The sequence below is a fragment of the Streptomyces sp. GESEQ-35 genome, assembly GCF_017948485.1.
GTDB lineage: Bacteria > Actinomycetota > Actinomycetes > Streptomycetales > Streptomycetaceae > Streptomyces.
In genome coordinates, this window is sequence record NZ_JAFFSX010000039.1 from 1 (window position 1) to 17,924 (window position 17,924).

Annotated in this window: 14 protein-coding genes and 1 tRNA gene; 13 read left to right on the forward strand and 2 right to left on the reverse strand. The window is 68.2% G+C overall.

The genetic code is table 11. The annotated features are described in order from the left end of the window. Nucleotides 1-377 precede the first annotated feature (377 nt). The gene (locus KCH87_RS50610; protein ID WP_308299069.1) at nucleotides 378-746 is read left to right on the forward strand and encodes a hypothetical protein; all 369 of its coding nucleotides are present in this window, start codon (nucleotides 378-380) and stop codon (nucleotides 744-746) included. 265 nt (nucleotides 747-1,011) lie between these two features. On the opposite strand, the gene KCH87_RS45115 is transcribed toward KCH87_RS50610, so the two are convergent. After that, entirely contained in the window at nucleotides 1,012-1,410 is a 399-nt protein-coding gene (locus KCH87_RS45115) for a hypothetical protein (RefSeq protein WP_210593783.1), read from the reverse strand. 1,110 nt (nucleotides 1,411-2,520) lie between these two features. Next, nucleotides 2,521-2,592 (reverse strand) — tRNA-Arg (locus KCH87_RS45120). Nucleotides 2,593-2,743: 151 nt separating this feature from the next. Between KCH87_RS45120 and KCH87_RS45125 the strand changes: the two genes are divergently transcribed. From KCH87_RS45125 to prmC, 12 genes are all read left to right on the forward strand, one after another. Then, complete coding sequence (locus KCH87_RS45125; protein WP_308299070.1) at nucleotides 2,744-3,211, forward strand: response regulator; 468 nt, start codon at nucleotides 2,744-2,746, stop codon at nucleotides 3,209-3,211. 215 nt (nucleotides 3,212-3,426) lie between these two features. Then, entirely contained in the window at nucleotides 3,427-4,503 is a 1,077-nt protein-coding gene (gene nrtL / locus KCH87_RS45130) for an ArgS-related anticodon-binding protein NrtL (protein WP_210593784.1), read from the forward strand. A 13-nt stretch (nucleotides 4,504-4,516) separates the two neighbouring features. After that, on the forward strand, nucleotides 4,517-5,908 hold the full coding sequence (gene lysA / locus KCH87_RS45135; protein WP_210593785.1) for a diaminopimelate decarboxylase: 1,392 nt from the start codon (nucleotides 4,517-4,519) through the stop codon (nucleotides 5,906-5,908). A gap of 167 nt (nucleotides 5,909-6,075) precedes the next feature. After that, a complete protein-coding gene (locus KCH87_RS45140; RefSeq protein ID WP_210593786.1) occupies nucleotides 6,076-7,377 on the forward strand; it encodes a homoserine dehydrogenase in 1,302 nt (433 codons plus the stop codon). 6 nt (nucleotides 7,378-7,383) lie between these two features. Continuing rightward, complete coding sequence (gene thrC, locus KCH87_RS45145) at nucleotides 7,384-8,442, forward strand: threonine synthase (protein WP_210593787.1); 1,059 nt, start codon at nucleotides 7,384-7,386, stop codon at nucleotides 8,440-8,442. 285 nt (nucleotides 8,443-8,727) lie between these two features. Then, nucleotides 8,728-9,645, forward strand: a complete 918-nt coding sequence (thrB, locus tag KCH87_RS45150) for a homoserine kinase (RefSeq protein ID WP_210593788.1) — start codon at nucleotides 8,728-8,730, stop codon at nucleotides 9,643-9,645. Nucleotides 9,646-10,050: 405 nt separating this feature from the next. Continuing rightward, on the forward strand, nucleotides 10,051-12,078 hold the full coding sequence (rho, locus tag KCH87_RS45155; RefSeq protein WP_210593789.1) for a transcription termination factor Rho: 2,028 nt from the start codon (nucleotides 10,051-10,053) through the stop codon (nucleotides 12,076-12,078). 243 nt (nucleotides 12,079-12,321) lie between these two features. Beyond that, nucleotides 12,322-14,082 carry a trypsin-like serine protease gene (locus tag KCH87_RS45160; protein ID WP_210593790.1) on the forward strand — a complete coding sequence of 587 codons (1,761 nt, stop codon included), beginning with the start codon at nucleotides 12,322-12,324 and terminating at the stop codon, nucleotides 14,080-14,082. 205 nt (nucleotides 14,083-14,287) lie between these two features. After that, nucleotides 14,288-15,427 (forward strand): LCP family protein, encoded by a 1,140-nt coding sequence (locus tag KCH87_RS45165; protein ID WP_210593791.1) that lies wholly within the window; start codon nucleotides 14,288-14,290, stop codon nucleotides 15,425-15,427. 172 nt (nucleotides 15,428-15,599) lie between these two features. Continuing rightward, nucleotides 15,600-15,821: a 50S ribosomal protein L31 gene (rpmE, locus tag KCH87_RS45170; protein WP_016438250.1), complete on the forward strand. Its 222-nt coding sequence runs from the start codon at nucleotides 15,600-15,602 to the stop codon at nucleotides 15,819-15,821. A 106-nt stretch (nucleotides 15,822-15,927) separates the two neighbouring features. Continuing rightward, entirely contained in the window at nucleotides 15,928-17,004 is a 1,077-nt protein-coding gene (gene prfA / locus KCH87_RS45175) for a peptide chain release factor 1 (RefSeq protein ID WP_210593792.1), read from the forward strand. A 78-nt stretch (nucleotides 17,005-17,082) separates the two neighbouring features. Next, nucleotides 17,083-17,922 (forward strand): peptide chain release factor N(5)-glutamine methyltransferase, encoded by an 840-nt coding sequence (gene prmC / locus KCH87_RS45180; RefSeq protein ID WP_210593793.1) that lies wholly within the window; start codon nucleotides 17,083-17,085, stop codon nucleotides 17,920-17,922. Nucleotides 17,923-17,924: the final 2 nt, after the last annotated feature.

Here is a 17,924-nt window from a genome sequence, read left to right on the forward strand (position 1 = left end):
ACGAAAACCCGCTTACGGGATTGAAGCGGCCTACCTCTCAGAGAATCGACAGAGTAGACCGCAGGGTCCTGGTCAACGAGACACAGGGGAGGCGACTCCTCATAGCTGTCTCGTATGTCGGCTCAGTTCACCGCAATCGGGGGAGGCGCCTTGTCGCATTCTTCGGATGCATCCTGTACGCGGCGCTGCGTCCGGCGGAAGTGGTCGGGCTTAAGCTGGCTGACTGCCCTCTCCCCGAAAAGGGATGGGGGACTATGACTCTTCGCGAGACGCGTCCGATCTCGGGCAAGAGTTGGGTCGACGCAGGAGATCGTCACGATAGGCGGGGACTGAAATCACGGGAGCCTGGCACAGATCGGCCGGTACCGATTCCGCCCATGCTCGTGGCGATACTGCGGGCGCATCTGAAGGAATTCGGCACCGCCAAGGACGGGCGGCTCTTTTCGAATGAGCGAGGGGACTTGCTCGGCACATCCAGCTACTGGCGGGTGTGGCAGGAAGCCCGACCACTGGCACTCCCGCCGGACAAGGTGGACTCGCCCTTGGCTCGCAAGCCGTACCACCTGCGGGCCACGTGCATCACGAACTGGCTCCGCGCCGGGCTCCCGGTAGCCGAGGTGGCCCGCCGCGCGGGCAACTCCCCTGAGGTCATCCACCGTCGCTACGCGGGCGTCATCGACGACAGCGAGGAGGAGAACAACAAGAAGATTGAAAGAACGATGGGGTGGACCGTCGATCCTCATTAGTTCGGCCAGGGGCGCGGCAGTCACCGAGCATGTGAAGATCCGGAAAGTGCGCGGCACTCCCCACAGCAAAGGGAATCTCGTGCACGCGATCAATGTGCAGTTCAGCGGCTCCTCGAAATACTTGGCCGTGGCGCACCCGAACTGGGCACCATCACTGGCATCTGCGGTGTAAACGCGTGGACTCCCATGGGTTACAGGCAGAAGACCGGACGCACCGATTTCTGGCCATACCCCTTGATCTTCGGAAGAGTCTTTCGTCGGTGGATCAAGGGGGAGGCTGGCCGGTAGCATTTCCGAGAGAATCAAGCGCGGAACGAGAAAGTCGCAGGTCTGACTTCTCGGTCTTGCGTAGCACAAAGACTCGAATCATCACGAGGATGCTTGGGCCGGTAAGTACTGCAGTGCCCCAGAGCTGACCTCGCACGCCGAAATAGATCGCTCCACCTAGCGAACAGATAGCCAGAATAAAGCCAGAGATGAGCCCCATGATGTTCAGCACGTGCCTATTTTTGCGCTCCATTTTCGCAAGCTCGTGGTCCCTCTCCATCTGAGGCTCCAGTGCCCGCAAGGCTGCCCTGAGATGAGCGGGGGGAAGTTGCGCCCACTCCCTGGCAAATTGCAACGCCCTTGCATCCGCTGATTCATCCGGCCGCAGATCGGTCATGTCCGCCCCCCTGGCCGCGACCCAAGTCCCCCATCGTCGGGACCGCGATTGTCACGACGACCGTGTCCTGACATTTCGGGTGGACTGCCCAGACGCTCAAACAGAGAGCGAAGCCCGACAGAAACTTCAGCGGCCGCATTTATCAAAAGGGGATCCGGTCTCACTTCTGGTACTCCGCCAATACTTTCTTCGAGCTCCTCCATCGCCTCATCGATTATTTCCTCTTGAAGGTCGAGCTCTTCGGTCCGAATGCGTGGAGAATTGGAATCCGTGTGACTCTTCCTTGCGTGCTCTTCATGCTGCCTAATTGCGCGCCCTGCGGAAGTGAGTCCGGGAGCAACGAAAGTGAAAATGACGTAAAGAATAGCGTCGAACCCTATCCCCATTACGGCTGCATGCAGTGGGGGAATTGGGGGTGACCATTTTTCCAGAAGAGCCACAATGAGTCCAGCTAGGGTGATAAATGGCAGCGTTGCAAGCACATACAAAGATGTGTCCCGCAGCATGTCGCGCATCGAGGTGCGCTCCGAAGGGCCCGTCAGCCGAGTCCAAGCGAGAACTTGGGAGATGGTCATGATTAGCGCGGCACCGCTCGCCCATAGGCCTGAATATAGAACTGCCACGCCAGGCAGCTTAGCCGTCGAAACCTCTATCTGGGAAGCGATGCGAGTTTAATTACGACCATGTCAGGAGGGCGATGACCTATGTAAACAGGGGCGATCTTCGTTGTCTCTCAACTGGGTATTGCAAAAATCTACGACGTGTCGAGCGGCCGGAGGCTGGAGGGCTCGTGATCGGTATCGCCCCTGACTTTGACCTGTGGGGGAGGGGCGACAAGGTCTTCTGTGTGCAGGTTCTGAGCTGCCCAGACGTCAGACGCCATCAACTGCACCACGCTGCCAGGTGCTGATGGACTGCACGACGGTCGTGGGTGGTTCATCGCCACGCTTCGTCGATCATGCGGGAGTGCTGGGGCTTGGCCCACACGCTATTCACACACGATCAGTGCGCAGCAACGAGAAAGAGCGGGAGTCAGTGAGACTGACTCCCGCTCTTTCAAGTCGGCATCCGCACAGGTCAGAGCATGATTTCTGCTGTCTGACTGGCGAGTGCCCCCGGCAGGATTCGAACCTGCGCACACGGCTCCGGAGGCCGTTGCTCTATCCCCTGAGCTACGGGGGCGTGTCGGGCGCGTTGCGCGGCGACGGGTAGAACCCTACCAGCTCCTTCTGGGTGTTCATGAACGGTTTCCGTGGGGGTGGACGTCGCCCGGACGGGGGTGGAAGTGGGGAAAACCCGGACGCGGTGGCCGGTCCGGACCTACTCTCGAGTTGTGCCAGGCGCGTCGGGCCGGGTGCTTGTTGTCGACGACAACAAGGTCATCCGGCAGTTGATCAGGGTCAATCTCGAGCTGGAGGGTCTCGAGGTCGTGACCGCGGCCGACGGTGCCGAGTGTCTGGATGTCGTTCATCAGGTGCGGCCCGATGTGGTCACCCTGGATGTCGTCATGCCGCGGCTCGACGGGCTTCGGACCGCCGCCAGGCTGCGCGCCGATCCGCGGACCCGCGATCTGCCGCTCGCCATCGTCAGCGCCTGTACACAGTACGAGATCGACAGTGGCCTTGACGTCGGCGTCGACGCCTTCCTCGCCAAGCCCTTCGAGCCGGCCGAACTCGTGGCGCTCGTACGGCAGTTGATCGAGCGGAAACGGAGCGGGCGAGTGCAGGGGGAGGGCGGGCCCCTCTTCGGGCACGTCCTCGGCGTGGGGGAGACCGAGCGGGCCGGGCGGGCCGGCGGCTGATCCCGGAGGCGGCCGGCAACCAGCCGTACCCCCACCTCTGTGCCGTACCTCCCACCTCTGTGCTGTGCCTGCCACCTCTGTGCGTACCTCCTACGTCCGTACGCCCGTCCACGTCCCTACACCCCCCACCTCGGCCCCCCCCGCCCCCGTCCACATCCCGGCCCCCCGTCAAACCGACTCGCCTACCCACCCCCCTCCTCCCATACGCTTGTCCCGTGACCCCCGTCGAGCTCTCACGTACCGTGCTGCGCGCGGTGCGTCGTGCTGTTGATGAGGGGGAGCTGAGTGTGACCGTGCCGGAGCGGGCCGTTGTGACGGTGCCCGGTCCCGGTGGGAGTGGTGACTACGCCACCAACATCGCCCTTCAGCTCGCCCGGCCCGCCGGGCAGCCGCCCCTGCGGGTCGCCGAGATCCTCCGGCCGTACCTCATCGATACGGCCGCCGTCACCGATGTCGTCGTCACCGGGCCCGGATTCCTCAACATCAGCCTGCGGGGCACCGCGTCCGTGACCCTCGTGGAGGAGATCCTGCGGCGCGGTAAGCGGTATGGGTGTGGGCAAGTGGATGGGCATGTGGATGGGCCTCGGGATGCCGAGGGGGCCGGCGCGGGGGCACTTCTGCATCTGTACGCCCGGCACGAGGTCCGTGCCGTCGTCGTCATGGACGCCACCGCCCGCATTCTGCGCTCGCGGGGCGCCTTCGTCCGCACCGGTTGTGAGTCCCGCCCCGAGCCGGAGTGGACCGACGTCCTGGGCGTACGGGTCGACGCTCACGGCATCTCCGAAGCGCCGGCCTTCGTCGTACGCCCGGTCCCCGCCCGCACCGACCCCCTCCCGCTCGGCCGCGACGCCGCCCGCTGGGCGCTGCTCCACCCCGCCGCCCACGACCGGCCCCGGATCACCGACGAGCATCTCGTCCAGCGCGAGGGCAATCCCCTCTTCCGCGTCCGCTACGCGCACGCCCGCACCCGGGCCCTCAGCCGTAACGCCGCCGACCTCGGATTCACCGCCGAACCCGGGCCGACCCCCGACGGTGCCCCCCTCCTCGGCACCCTCGCGGACCACCTCCGTATCCTCACCGCGGCCGCCGACGACCGCGCCCCCGACCGTCTCGCCCGGCACCTCGTCACCGTCGCCGATGCCGCTCTCGCCTTTGTGCCCACCGTGCTGCCGATCGGCGAGGAGAAACCCTCGGCCGCCCATCGTGCCCGGCTCGCGCTCGCCGAAGCGGCCGGTGCGGTGCTGGCCGGCGGCCTGTCCCTGCTCGGTATCGACGCACCCGACCACCTCTGAAAGAACACGCGAAATGAGCCGTTCCGCACACCCCGCCGGGCCCCGTCACGCCGACGTCCTCCCCGAGGGCCACTACTCAGCGCCGCCCACCGACCTCAACGCCCTCGACTCCAAGGTGTGGGCGCAGACCGTCGGCCGCGATGCCGACGGCGTGGTCACCGTCGGCGGTATCGACGTGAAGACCCTCGCCGAGCAACACGGCACCCCCGCCTACATCCTCGACGAGGACGACTTCCGGGCCCGGGCCCGAGCCTGGCGCACCGCCTTCGGCCAGGACGCCGACGTCTTCTACGCCGGTAAGGCGTTCCTGTCCCGGGCGATCGTGCGCTGGCTGCACGAGGAGGGGCTCAACCTCGACGTCTGCTCCGGCGGCGAGCTCGCCACCGCCCTCTCCGCCGGCATGCCCGCCGACCGCATCGCCTTCCACGGCAACAACAAGTCCACCGATGAGATCCGCCGATCCGTGGAAGCCGGCGTCGGCCGAATCGTCCTCGACTCCTTCCAGGAGATCGTCCGCGTCGCCCACATCGCGCGGGAACTCGGCAAGCGGCAGCGCGTGCAGATCCGTATCACCGTCGGAGTCGAAGCACACACGCACGAGTTCATCGCCACCGCCCACGAGGACCAGAAGTTCGGCATTCCGCTCGCCGGCGGTCAGGCCGCCGAGGCCGTACGGCGTGCCCTCCAGCTCGATGGGCTCGAACTCATCGGGATCCACTCGCACATCGGGTCGCAGATCTTCGACATGTCCGGCTTCGAGGTCGCCGCGCACCGGGTCGTGGGACTCCTCAAGGACATCCGTGACGAGCACGGCGTCGAGCTGCCCGAGATCGATCTCGGCGGCGGCCTCGGCATCGCGTACACGAGTGACGACGATCCCCGTGAGCCGCACGAGATCGCCAAGGCCCTGACCGAGATCGTCACCCGAGAGTGCGAGGGAGCCAAGCTGCGTACGCCCCGCATCTCCGTCGAGCCCGGGCGCGCCATCGTCGGGCCCACCGCCTTCACGCTCTACGAGGTCGGCACCATCAAGCCCCTGGACGGCCTGCGGACCTACGTCTCCGTCGACGGCGGCATGTCCGACAACATCCGCACGGCCCTGTACGACGCCGAGTACAGCGTCGCTCTCGTCTCCCGCACGAGTGACGCCGAGCCCATGCTCGCCCGCGTCGTCGGCAAGCACTGCGAGAGCGGCGACATCGTCGTGAAGGACGCGTTCCTGCCGTCCGACCTGGCACCGGGTGACCTCATCGCGGTCCCGGCCACGGGCGCGTACTGCCGTTCCATGGCCAGCAACTACAACCACGTACTCCGCCCGCCGGTGGTCGCCGTGCACGACGGCGAGGCCCGGGTGATCGTCCGACGCGAGACGGAGGAGGACCTCCTGCGGCTCGACGTCGGCTGAGAGCTGACAGCAGAGAGCTGACAGCGCAGAAGCGCGGGCGGAAGATCTCCTGTCCTCCCGCCCTGTGAGAATGAAATAGACGTCTCACGATCCGGACCCTGGATAGAAACTCCAGTCCGGTGAGTGAGACTGGTCCAACCGAAGACGGTATGAGGAAACGAGGTCGGATGATGCGTACGCGTCCGCTGAAGGTGGCGCTGCTGGGCTGTGGAGTGGTCGGCTCAGAGGTGGCGCGCATCATGACGACGCACGCCGCCGACCTCGCCGCTCGCATCGGCGCCCCGGTGGAGCTGGCGGGCGTCGCGGTCCGCCGTCCCGACCGGGTCAGGGAAGGCATCGATCCCGCCCTCGTCACCACCGACGCCACCGCCCTCGTGAAGCGCGGGGACATCGACGTCGTCGTCGAGGTCATCGGCGGTATCGAACCTGCTCGTTCGCTCATCACCACGGCCTTCGAGTACGGCGCCTCCGTCGTCTCCGCCAACAAGGCACTCCTCGCCCAGGACGGGGCCGCGCTGCACGCCGCCGCCGAGGACCACGACGCCGACCTCTACTACGAGGCCGCCGTCGCCGGCGCCATCCCGCTGATCCGCCCGCTGCGCGAGTCCCTCGCCGGCGACAAGGTCAACCGCGTGCTCGGGATCGTCAACGGCACGACCAACTTCATCCTCGACAAGATGGACTCCACGGGCGCCGGCTACCAGGAAGCCCTGGACGAGGCCACCGCCCTGGGATACGCCGAGGCCGACCCAACCGCCGACGTCGAGGGCTTCGACGCCGCCGCCAAGGCCGCCATCCTCGCCGGAATCGCCTTCCACACGCGCGTGCGCCTCGACGACGTCCACCGCGAGGGCATGACCGAGGTCACCGCCGCCGACTTCGCCGCCGCCAAGCGGATCGGCTGCACCATCAAGCTGCTCGCCATCTGTGAGCGGGCCGCGGACGGCGGCTCCGTCACCGCGCGCGTGCACCCCGCGATGATTCCGCTGACCCACCCGCTCGCCTCCGTGCGCGGCGCGTACAACGCCGTGTTCGTCGAGTCGGACGCCGCCGGGCAGCTCATGTTCTACGGCCCCGGCGCCGGCGGCTCCCCGACCGCTTCCGCCGTTCTCGGCGACCTCGTCGCCGTCTGCCGCAACCGGCTCAACGGCGCCACCGGGCCCGGCGAGTCGGCGTACGCGGCACTGCCCGTGTCGCCCATGGGCGACGTCGTCACGCGCTACCACATCAGCCTTGACGTCGCCGACAAACCGGGTGTTCTCGCCCAGGTGGCCACCGTGTTCGCCGAGCACGGGGTGTCGATCGATACGGTGCGGCAGCAGGGGCGGCAAGAAGGAGACGGCGAGGCCTCTCTCGTCGTCGTCACCCATCGTGCGTCCGACGCCGCCCTCGGCGGGACGGTCGAGGCGTTGCGCAAGCTCGACACCGTGCGGGGTGTCGCCAGCATCATGCGGGTTGAAGGAGAGTAACCAGCAATGACCCACCAGTGGCGCGGAATCATCGAGGAGTACCGGGACCGTCTCCCGGTGTCCGACACCACGCCGGTCGTGACGCTCCGCGAGGGCGGCACGCCCCTCGTGCCCGCGCAGGTGCTCTCCGAGCGCACGGGCTGCGAGGTCCACCTGAAGGTGGAGGGCGCGAACCCCACCGGGTCCTTCAAGGACCGCGGTATGACCATGGCCATCACGCGGGCCAAGGAGGAGGGCGCGCAGGCCGTCATCTGCGCCTCCACCGGCAACACGTCCGCCTCCGCCGCCGCCTACGCCGTGCGCGCCGGGATGGTCTGTGCCGTCCTCGTCCCGCAGGGCAAGATCGCGCTCGGCAAGATGGGCCAGGCCCTGGTGCACGGCGCGAAGATCCTCCAGGTCGACGGCAACTTCGACGACTGCTTGACGCTCGCTCGGGCGCTGAGCGAGAACTACCCGGTGGCGCTGGTCAATTCGGTGAACCCGGTGCGGATCGAGGGCCAGAAGACGGCCTCGTTCGAGATCGTGGACATGCTGGGCGACGCCCCTGACATCCACGTCCTGCCGGTGGGCAACGCGGGCAACATCACCGCGTACTGGAAGGGCTACAAGGAGTACGCGGCCGACGGTGTGTCGAAGCAGACCCCGCGCATGTGGGGTTTCCAGGCTTCAGGTTCCGCGCCCATCGTGCGCGGCGAGGTGGTCAAGGACCCGTCGACCATCGCCACCGCGATCCGCATCGGCAACCCCGCGTCCTGGCAGTTCGCCCTGGCCGCGCGGGACGAGTCGGGCGGCTTCATCGACGAGGTGACGGACCGTGAAATCCTGCGCGCCTACCGGCTGTTGGCCGCTCAGGAGGGCGTTTTCGTCGAGCCCGCGTCCGCCGCGTCGGTGGCCGGTCTGCTGAAGGCCGCCGAGCAGGGCAAGGTCGACCCGGGCCAGCGGATCGTCTGCACGGTCACCGGCAACGGCCTCAAGGACCCGGACTGGGCCGTCGCCGGCGCCCCGCAGCCGGTCACCGTCCCGGTCGACGCGGCGACCGCGGCCCAGCGCCTCGGTCTCGCCTGATCAGCGGCCCGACGGAGTAACCGGACAGGGGGTGCACAAGGGGCTTACGACACGCATCGTGCGCCTCCTGTGCGCCCTATGTCGCCACGGAACCTTCCTTCGATAGGCTGTACCGAACCCGCCCGCCGCATATGCCTGCCACCGGCACGGTGCCGCGCCGTCTCCGTGGCCCGACAGCGCGGCGTCGGAAGCCTTCGGCCACCAGGCCGGGAGCAGCCCGCGGGGTTCCTCGTACGTCATCGAATGTCTTCGACAATCACGCAGCTCAAGGAGAGTCATCGATCGATGGCCGGTCCAGCCTTCCGCGCCGCCGCCGTCAGGGTGCGCGTTCCCGCCACCAGCGCCAACCTCGGCCCGGGCTTCGACGCCTTCGGCCTGTCGCTGGGGCTCTATGACGACGTCGTCGTCCGGGTGGCCGACTCCGGGCTGCACATCGACATCGCGGGTGAGGGCAGCGAGACCCTCCCGCGTGACGAAAGCCACCTTCTCGTACGGTCCCTGCGCACCGCCTTCGATCTGCTCGGCGGGCAGCCGCGGGGCCTCGAGATCGTCTGTGCCAACCGCATTCCGCACGGCCGCGGCCTCGGCTCCTCGTCGGCCGCCATCTGCGCCGGCATCGTTGCCGCACGCGCCGTGACCATAGGCGGGGACTCCAAGCTCGACGACCCGGCCCTCCTGGAACTCGCCACGGAGATCGAGGGCCATCCCGACAACGTGGCCGCCTGTCTGCTCGGCGGTTTCACGCTCTCCTGGATGGAGGCGGGGGCCGCGCGGGCGATCAGGATGGACCCTGCCGATTCCATCGTTCCGGTGGTTTTCGTGCCCGGTAGGCCGGTCCTCACCGAGACCGCGCGCGGCCTGCTCCCGCGCTCCGTGCCGCACGTCGACGCCGCCACCAACGCGGGCCGGGCGGCCCTGCTCGTCGAGGCCCTCACCAGGCGCCCCGAGCTGCTGCTGCCCGCCACCGAGGACCGCCTTCACCAGGAGTACCGCGCACCGGCCATGCCGGAGAGCGCGGCGCTGGTGGAGCGGCTGCGGGCCGACGGGATCCCTGCGGTGATCTCCGGAGCGGGCCCCACCGTACTGGCGCTGGCCGATGACGACAGCGCCGACAAGATCGCCGATCTGGCAGGCGAGGGCTGGGCCGCGAACCGGCTTGAGCTCGACGCCCAGGGAGCGAGCGTGCTGCCGCTTGCGCCCTGACACACGGTTGCCGGATTTCGAGAGGGGGAATGTTTGTTGGATCCGGTAGTGTTAACCTCAAGTCTGCACCCGACCCCACCATGGCGAGGTGCTTTGTGTCCCCGTCCGGGACAGACATTCTTCCGGGAGCCTCCCAAGCCGCACTGTGTTTCGTACGTCGTACGCGGGCAGTACGCCGTACGCCGACATTGAGCGGCTGGCCGGGCACGCTTCGGAATCGGTGCGACCAAGCTTCGTGACACCGACACTCAGTGCCACGGCTCCGGGAAGCGCCATCACCCATTTCCTCCGCCTCTTTGGCGGACCACCGCCCCGGCACGGTCCACACAGCAAGGACCGAAGCCGGACAGCACAACCGGTCGCCGAGCCAGACAGGCCGACGTCCGCTCCAGGGAAGGACCCTTCGTGAGCGACACCACCGATCTGATGGGCGCACGTGTCGAGGAGACCGCTGCCGCGCCCGCCACGGACGCCTCCGCGCCTGCCACCGGTGCAGGCTCCCGGCGGCGCCGCGGTACCGGCCTCGAGGGCATGGTGCTGGCCGAGCTTCAGCAGGTCGCATCCGGCCTCGGCATCAAGGGCACCGCGCGTATGCGCAAGAGCCAGCTGATCGAGGTCATCAAGGAGGCGCAGGCAGGTGGGGGTGCCCCGGCCAAGTCCGCCGAGGCAGCCACCGAGACCAAGCCCAAGCGCCGCGCCACCTCGAAGGCGCGTACCGGCGAGGAGTCCGCTCCCGCCGAGAAGGCCGAGAAGAAGGCCGTGGCTCCGGCCGAGCAGGCCGTGGCCCAGCAGCAGATCGAGATCCCCGGCCAGCCGGCCGGCGGCCCCTCGCGAGCGAGCGATGGCGAGCGTGGGGGCGACGACGCCCCTGAGCGCCGTCGTCGCCGCGCCACCGCCGAGGCGGGCAGCCCCGAGACGGTCACCGCCGAGGCGAAGAGCGAGCCGAAGGCCGAGACGCCCGCCCCGCAGGCGCAGGGCGATGCCAAGTCCGACGCCGACGGTGGCGAGGGCCGCCGCCGCGATCGCCGGGACCGCGGCCGTGACCGCGACCGCCGCGGCAAGGGCGACGACCAGCAGGGCCAGGGCGGCCAGCGGCAGCAGGGCCAGCAGCAGAGCGGCGGCCGTCAGGACCGCCAGCAGCGGGACCAGCGAGACCAGCGGGACAACGGCCCGCAGGACGACGACGACTTCGAGGGCGGCCGCCGTGGCCGTCGCGGCCGCTACCGGGACCGCCGTGGCCGTCGCGGGCGCGACGAGATGGGCGGCAGCAGCGAGCCGCAGATCAACGACGACGACGTCCTGATCCCGGTCGCCGGCATCCTGGACATCCTCGACAACTACGCCTTCATCCGTACGTCGGGCTATCTGCCGGGCCCGAACGACGTGTACGTCTCCCTCGCCCAGGTCCGCAAGAACGGCCTGCGCAAGGGCGACCACATCACCGGTGCCGTGCGTCAGCCCAAGGACGGCGAGCGCCGCGAGAAGTTCAACGCGCTGGTCCGCCTCGACTCGGCGAACGGCATGGCGGCCGAATCCGGGCGCGGGCGCCCGGAGTTCAACAAGCTGACGCCGCTGTACCCGCAGGACCGCCTCCGTCTGGAGACGGACCCGGGCATCCTCACCACCCGCATCATCGACCTCGTCGCGCCGATCGGTAAGGGCCAGCGCGGTCTGATCGTGGCCCCGCCGAAGACCGGCAAGACCATGATCCTTCAGGCGATCGCCAACGCGATCACCGTCAACAACCCCGAGTGCCACCTGATGGTCGTCCTGGTCGACGAGCGTCCGGAAGAAGTCACCGACATGCAGCGGTCGGTCAAGGGCGAGGTCATCTCCTCGACCTTCGACCGCCCGGCCGAGGACCACACCACGGTCGCCGAGCTCGCCATCGAGCGCGCCAAGCGTCTGGTGGAGCTGGGCCACGACGTGGTCGTGCTGCTCGACTCGATCACGCGTCTGGGCCGTGCGTACAACCTGGCCGCGCCCGCCTCCGGTCGCATTCTGTCCGGTGGTGTCGACTCCACGGCGCTCTACCCGCCGAAGCGCTTCTTCGGTGCGGCGCGGAACATCGAGGACGGTGGCTCGCTCACCATCCTGGCCACCGCTCTCGTCGACACCGGGTCCCGCATGGACGAGGTGATCTTCGAGGAGTTCAAGGGCACCGGCAACGCCGAGCTGAAGCTCGACCGGAAGCTCGCCGACAAGCGCATCTTCCCGGCGGTGGACGTCGACGCGTCCGGTACCCGTAAGGAAGAGATCCTGCTCGCGCCCGACGAGCTGGGCATCGTGTGGAAGCTGCGGCGGGTGCTGCACGCGCTTGATCAGCAGCAGGCGGTTGAGCTGCTGCTCGACAAGATGAAGCAGACGAAGTCGAATGCCGAGTTCCTGATGCAGATCCAGAAGACGACGCCGACGCCGGGTAATGGTGACTAAGCGCCGTTGAGCTTGCGGTTCGTGGTCGGCTGCCGGTAGTCCGTGGCTTGTCGCGCAGTTCCCCGCGCCCCTTAGGGCGTTTGGGCCGCCCCCCGTTTGTGGGGGGCGGCCCTTTTTGTGCTTGTGCCCGGTGTACGATCACGCGGCTCGGACTGCCTTTCGAATCGCGGTCCGAACTTCTGATCCCGAGGGGGGACTTCAGTGGGTACACCCATGCCTGGGGCCGGTCGGCACAGACGCCGGATGCGGATCGCCCTTCCGTTCACCGCGGCCGGTGTGGCCGCAGCCATTGCCGCCGCGTTGCTGACGAGCTCCGCCGATGCCGCCACGGCGCTTCCGCAGCCGACGGTCAAGCCTGCCGTGAGCTCGACCTCGCTCGTCGAGCTGGAGAAGCGGGTCGCGGGCGCTGTCGCCGGGGACGACATCGCGGGGCAGACGACCAACAAGTCGTCCCTGAGCGCCAGCTCCTCCGTCGACGCGAAGGTCATCGGCGGCACGACGACCGGCATCACCTCGGCGCCCTGGATGGCGCAGCTCTGGTACTACGACGACAAGGGCACCGCGAGTGAGGCCGACGACCTCGGCTTCTTCTGTGGCGGGGCCGTCGTCGCGCCGACGAAGATCCTCACGGCTGCGCACTGTGTCAAGAACTACAACTGGAAGGCGTACGGCGCCGTCGTCACCGGCACCGCCCAGCTGCCCACCACCGACAGCGCCGGCAACACCGATCTGCACGGCGGCACCGTCAGCGGCGCCTGGCGGCAGTGGAACCACCCGTCGTACAACGCGACGACGATCGACAACGACATCGCCGTCATCACGCTGCCGGTCGCGGTCAAGGCCACGCCGATCCGCATGACGACCTCCGGTGACACGGCCTCGTACGCCTCCGGCACCAGCGCCAAGGTCTACGGCTGGGGCCGTACCAGCTCCACCAGCCAGGACATCAGCGAGACGCTGAAGACGGCCACGCTGCCCATCAAGTCCGACAGCACCTGCGCCGGCTACTACGGCTCCGACTTCGTCAAGGGCCACATGGTCTGCGCGGGGAACCCCGCCACCGGCAGCGACACCGGCACCACCTCCGCCTGCAACGGAGACTCCGGTGGCCCGCTGGTGGTGAACAACCGCATCGTCGGCGTCGTCTCCTGGGGTGTGAAGGACTGCGTGGCCGAGGGTGCGTACAGCGTCTTCTCGAAGGTCAGCAGCTACGTCGGCGCCGCCTACCCGCGCGTTGACGACACCAACCTCAGCGGCGACCACAAGGCCGACCTGTGGGTGCGCAACTCGTCCACCAGGACCGGCTACGAGAAGGACTCCACCGGCTCCGCGTTCGGCGCCCGCGAGTCCTGGGGCGACTGGACCGGCGTCAATGTCGTCCTCCAGACCGACCTGAACCGGGACGGCTACGAGGACCTCGTGTACCGCGTCGCGAGCACCGGCGACGTGTACTGGACGCACTATGTGCAGGCCAGCGGCTCCTGGGCGACCAAGCAGATCGCCGACAACTGGAAGACCCGCACCCGCATCGTCGTCCCCGGTGATGTCACCGGCGACTACCTGCCCGACCTGCTCTCGGTGGACTCGGCCGGCGTGCTGTGGATCTACCCGGGCAAGGGCAACGGCACCTTCGCCGCCCGGGTGAAGGTCGGCTCCGGCTGGAACCAGTACAACTTCCTGCGCGGACAGGGCGACTTCACCGGCGACGGCAAGACGGACCTGATCGCGCGCGGCACGAGCAACAGCTACGTGTACCTGTACAAGGGGACCGGCAAGTCCGGCACGGGCGCCTTCGCCGGCCGGGTCAAGGTCCGCACCTGGAGCGGCTACAACGCCTTCGACGCGGTCGGTGACGTCAACGGCGACGGCAAGGCCGACTTCCTGGCCCGCACCCCGGGCGGCAAGCTCTACCTCTACAAGGGCACCGGAAAGGCGACGACGGAGATCTTTGCCACACCGGTCTCGGTCGGGACGGACTTCAAGCAGTACGACGTCTTCGGCTGAAACAGCAGGTGAACGGGGCGTGTCCAGCCCTGCCGGTCACACACTGTGCCCACCGTCCCACGCGGTGGGCACAGTGCGTTGTGCAACCCTTTCCCGGGTTTCCCCGTCTGACCGGTCGGAGCGAAGATGGAGCGATACATGTCGCTTCGACCGGGCCTGACCCTGAACGTGCGGGGTAACCGACCCGTCCAGAACCGAGGAGCACATGTCCGCCGAGAGCACACCGGAGCCCGGTATACCGGGTGAGACCGGCAGCACGGGCCCGCGCCACCGCGCCAAGGGCCGCCGCCGCAAGCCCCGTGGCAACCGCCGCAAGGGACTGCTCGTCACGGCCTGGGTGGCCGGCGGCATCCTGGTGCTGGGCGGAACGGGCGCCGGATACGTGTACTTCAAGCTCAACGGCAACCTCAAGAGCGTCGACATCGACCAGGCCCTCGGCACCGACCGGCCCACCAAGGCCGACAACGGCTCCGAGAACATCCTCGTCCTGGGCTCCGACACCCGCTCCGGCAGCAACCAGAAGCTCGGCGGCGGCGCCGACGACGGCAGCGCCCGCTCCGACACCGCGATGATCGTGCACGTGTACAAGGGCCACAAGAAGGCCAGCGTGGTGTCCATCCCGCGTGACACCCTCATCGACCGCCCCGAGTGCACCGACACCGACGGCGACACCCACGACGCCGCGACCGACGTCATGTTCAACTCGGCGTACACCACCGGCGGGGCGACCTGCGCGGTGAAGACCGTCGAGTCGATCACCGACCTCCGCATGGACCACTACCTCGAGGTCGACTTCAGCGGCTTCCAGAAGCTCATCGACGAGCTCGGCGGCGTCAAGGTCACCACCAGCCAGGCCATCAACGACCCCGACAGTCACCTGGACCTGACGGCCGGCACCCACAAGCTCACCGGCGAGCAGGCACTCGGCCTGGTCCGCACCCGGCACGGCGTCGGCGACGGCTCCGACCTCGGCCGTATCCAGCTCCAGCAGGCCTTCATCAAGGCGCTCGTCGAGCAGATCAAGGACGTCGGCGTCTTCACCAACCCGAAGAAGCTGTACGACCTCGCCGACACCGCCACCAAGGCCGTCACCACCGACTCCGACCTGGGCTCGGTGAACTCCCTCATGTCCTTCGCGAACGGCCTCAAGGGCATCGGCCCGAAGCACATGAACATGGTCACGATGCCGGTCCAGTACGACCAGGCCGACGCCAACCGAGTCCTGGTCGACGACACCAAGGCCCAGCAGGTGTGGACGGCCCTGAAGAACGACAACCCGATCCCGAAGTCGGCGACGACAGGCACGGCCACAGGCCAGGCCAACGGTGTCGTAAGCGCCCCATAGGGGCGCGGGGAACTGCGCGATCAGCCCCCACCGGCCCGCAGGGAATAGACGACAGCAACCCCCCGTTTTGGGGGATGGCCCCAGTCCCTGGCAGACTGGTACGTCGGCCCCGGTTCACGCGGCAGCAATAGGCGGCAGCGACCCGGCGCCCTCCCGAAACTAGGAGACCCCCTTGAAGCGCGACATCCACCCCGAGTACGTCGAGACGCAGGTCAGCTGCACCTGTGGCGCGTCGTTCACCACCCGCAGCACGATCTCCAGCGGCACCGTCCGTGCCGAGGTCTGCTCCGAGTGCCACCCGTTCTACACGGGCAAGCAGAAGATCCTCGACACCGGTGGCCGTGTGGCCCGCTTCGAGGCCCGCTTCGGCAAGGCTGCCGGCTCCAAGAAGTAGCGAGCCCCATTTCGCCGGTCCACGGCCGCGCCCTTCTTTCGGCGCGCCGGGACCGGCGTTTTTGGTCGCCCGCCCTTCCCTTCGTACGCAATTCAGGAGCCCCAAGATGTTCGAGGCCGTCGAGGAACTGGTCGTGGAGCACGCCGACCTGGAGACGAAGCTCGCCGACCCGTCGGTCCACGCCGACCAGGCCAACGCGCGCAAGCTGAACAAGCGCTACGCCGAGCTCACCCCGATCGTCGCCACGTACCGCTCCTGGAAGCAGACCGGCGACGACATCGAGACCGCGCGTGAACTCGGCGCCGACGACCCGGAGTTCGCGGCCGAGGTCAAGGAGCTGGAGAAGCAGCGCGAGGAGATCACGGAGAAGCTGCGGCTGCTGCTCGTGCCGCGCGACCCCAACGACGACAAGGACGTGATCCTTGAGGTCAAGGCGGGCGCGGGCGGCGACGAGTCGGCGCTGTTCGCCGGCGACCTGCTGCGCATGTACCTGCGGTACGCCGAGCGGGTCGGCTGGAAGACCGAGATCATCGACGCCACCGAGTCCGAGCTGGGCGGCTACAAGGACGTCCAGGTCGCCGTGAAGACCAAGGGCGGCCAGGGCGCCACCGAGCCCGGCCAGGGAGTCTGGGCGCGGCTGAAGTACGAGGGCGGTGTGCACCGCGTGCAGCGTGTGCCGGCGACCGAGTCCCAGGGGCGTATCCACACGTCGGCCGCCGGTGTCCTCGTGACGCCCGAGGCCGAGGAGGTCGACGTCGAGATCAATCCGAACGACCTCCGCATCGACGTCTACCGCTCCTCCGGTCCCGGCGGCCAGTCCGTCAACACGACCGACTCCGCCGTGCGCATCACGCACATTCCGACCGGAGTGGTCGCCTCCTGCCAGAACGAGAAGAGCCAGCTTCAGAACAAGGAGCAGGCACTGCGTATCCTGCGCTCCAGGCTGCTCGCCGCGGCGCAGGAGGAGGCGGAGAAGAATGCCGCCGACGCCCGCCGCAGCCAGGTCCGCACCGTCGACCGCTCCGAGAAGATCCGTACGTACAACTTCCCGGAGAATCGTCTCTCGGACCACCGCGTCGGCTTCAAGGCCTACAACCTGGACCAGGTCCTGGACGGCGACCTCGACGCGGTGATCCAAGCCTGCGTCGACGCGGACTCGGCCGCCAAGCTCGCGGCCGCGTAAGGGACGTACGAGAAAGACCAGTACCGGAGGACATGCGTGCAGCCATCATTTGGGGGGCGACCCTCAAGTCCCCGCAGCGTGCTGCTCGCTGAGGTAGCTCAGGCCACCCAGCGGCTGGCCGACGCCGGCGTGCCCTCGCCGCGCAACGACGCGGAGGAGCTCGCCGCGTTCGTGCACGGCGTGAAGCGGGGCGAGCTGCACTCCGTGAAGGACATCGACTTCGACGCCCGGTACTGGGAGGTCATCGCGCGCCGCGAGGCCCGTGAACCGCTCCAGCACATCACCGGCCGCGCCTTCTTCCGGTATCTGGAACTCCAGGTCGGTCCGGGGGTGTTCGTCCCGCGCCCCGAGACCGAGTCGGTGGTCGGCTGGGCCATAGACGCCGTGCGCGCCATGGACGTCGTGGAGCCCCTCATCGTCGACCTGTGCACCGGCTCCGGCGCCATCGCGCTCGCCCTCGCCCAGGAGGTCCCGCGCTCCCGTGTGCACGCCGTGGAGCTGTCCGAGGACGCGCTCCGGTGGACCCGCAAGAACATGCACGGGTCCAGGGTCGACCTGCGCCAGGGCGACGCCCTGACCGCCTTCACGGACCTCGACGGCCAGGTCGACCTGGTCATCTCCAACCCGCCCTACATCCCGCTCACCGAATGGGAGTACGTCGCTCCCGAGGCGCGGGACTACGATCCCGAACTCGCCCTGTTCTCAGGGGAGGACGGCCTGGACCTGATCCGGGGCATCGAGCGCACGGCCCACCGTCTGCTGCGTCCCGGTGGCGTCGTCGTCATCGAGCACGCGGACACCCAGGGCGGCCAGGTGCCGTGGATCTTCACCGAGGAGCGGGGCTGGGCCGACGCGGCCGACCACCCCGACCTCAACAACCGCCCCCGGTTCGCGACGGCCCGCAAGGCGATGCCGTGACC

Coding starts and splice junctions, on each gene's coding strand:
- KCH87_RS50610 (WP_308299069.1), top strand. CDS start 378: ATGCTCGTGGCGATACTGCGGGCGCATCTGAAGGAATTCGGCACCGCC.
- KCH87_RS45115 (WP_210593783.1), bottom strand. CDS start 1,410: ATGACCGATCTGCGGCCGGATGAATCAGCGGATGCAAGGGCGTTGCAA.
- KCH87_RS45140 (WP_210593786.1), top strand. CDS start 6,076: ATGATGCGTACGCGTCCGCTGAAGGTGGCGCTGCTGGGCTGTGGAGTG.
- lysA (WP_210593785.1), top strand. CDS start 4,517: ATGAGCCGTTCCGCACACCCCGCCGGGCCCCGTCACGCCGACGTCCTC.
- KCH87_RS45165 (WP_210593791.1), top strand. CDS start 14,288: ATGTCCGCCGAGAGCACACCGGAGCCCGGTATACCGGGTGAGACCGGC.
- thrB (WP_210593788.1), top strand. CDS start 8,728: ATGGCCGGTCCAGCCTTCCGCGCCGCCGCCGTCAGGGTGCGCGTTCCC.
- prfA (WP_210593792.1), top strand. CDS start 15,928: ATGTTCGAGGCCGTCGAGGAACTGGTCGTGGAGCACGCCGACCTGGAG.
- KCH87_RS45160 (WP_210593790.1), top strand. CDS start 12,322: ATGCGGATCGCCCTTCCGTTCACCGCGGCCGGTGTGGCCGCAGCCATT.
- thrC (WP_210593787.1), top strand. CDS start 7,384: ATGACCCACCAGTGGCGCGGAATCATCGAGGAGTACCGGGACCGTCTC.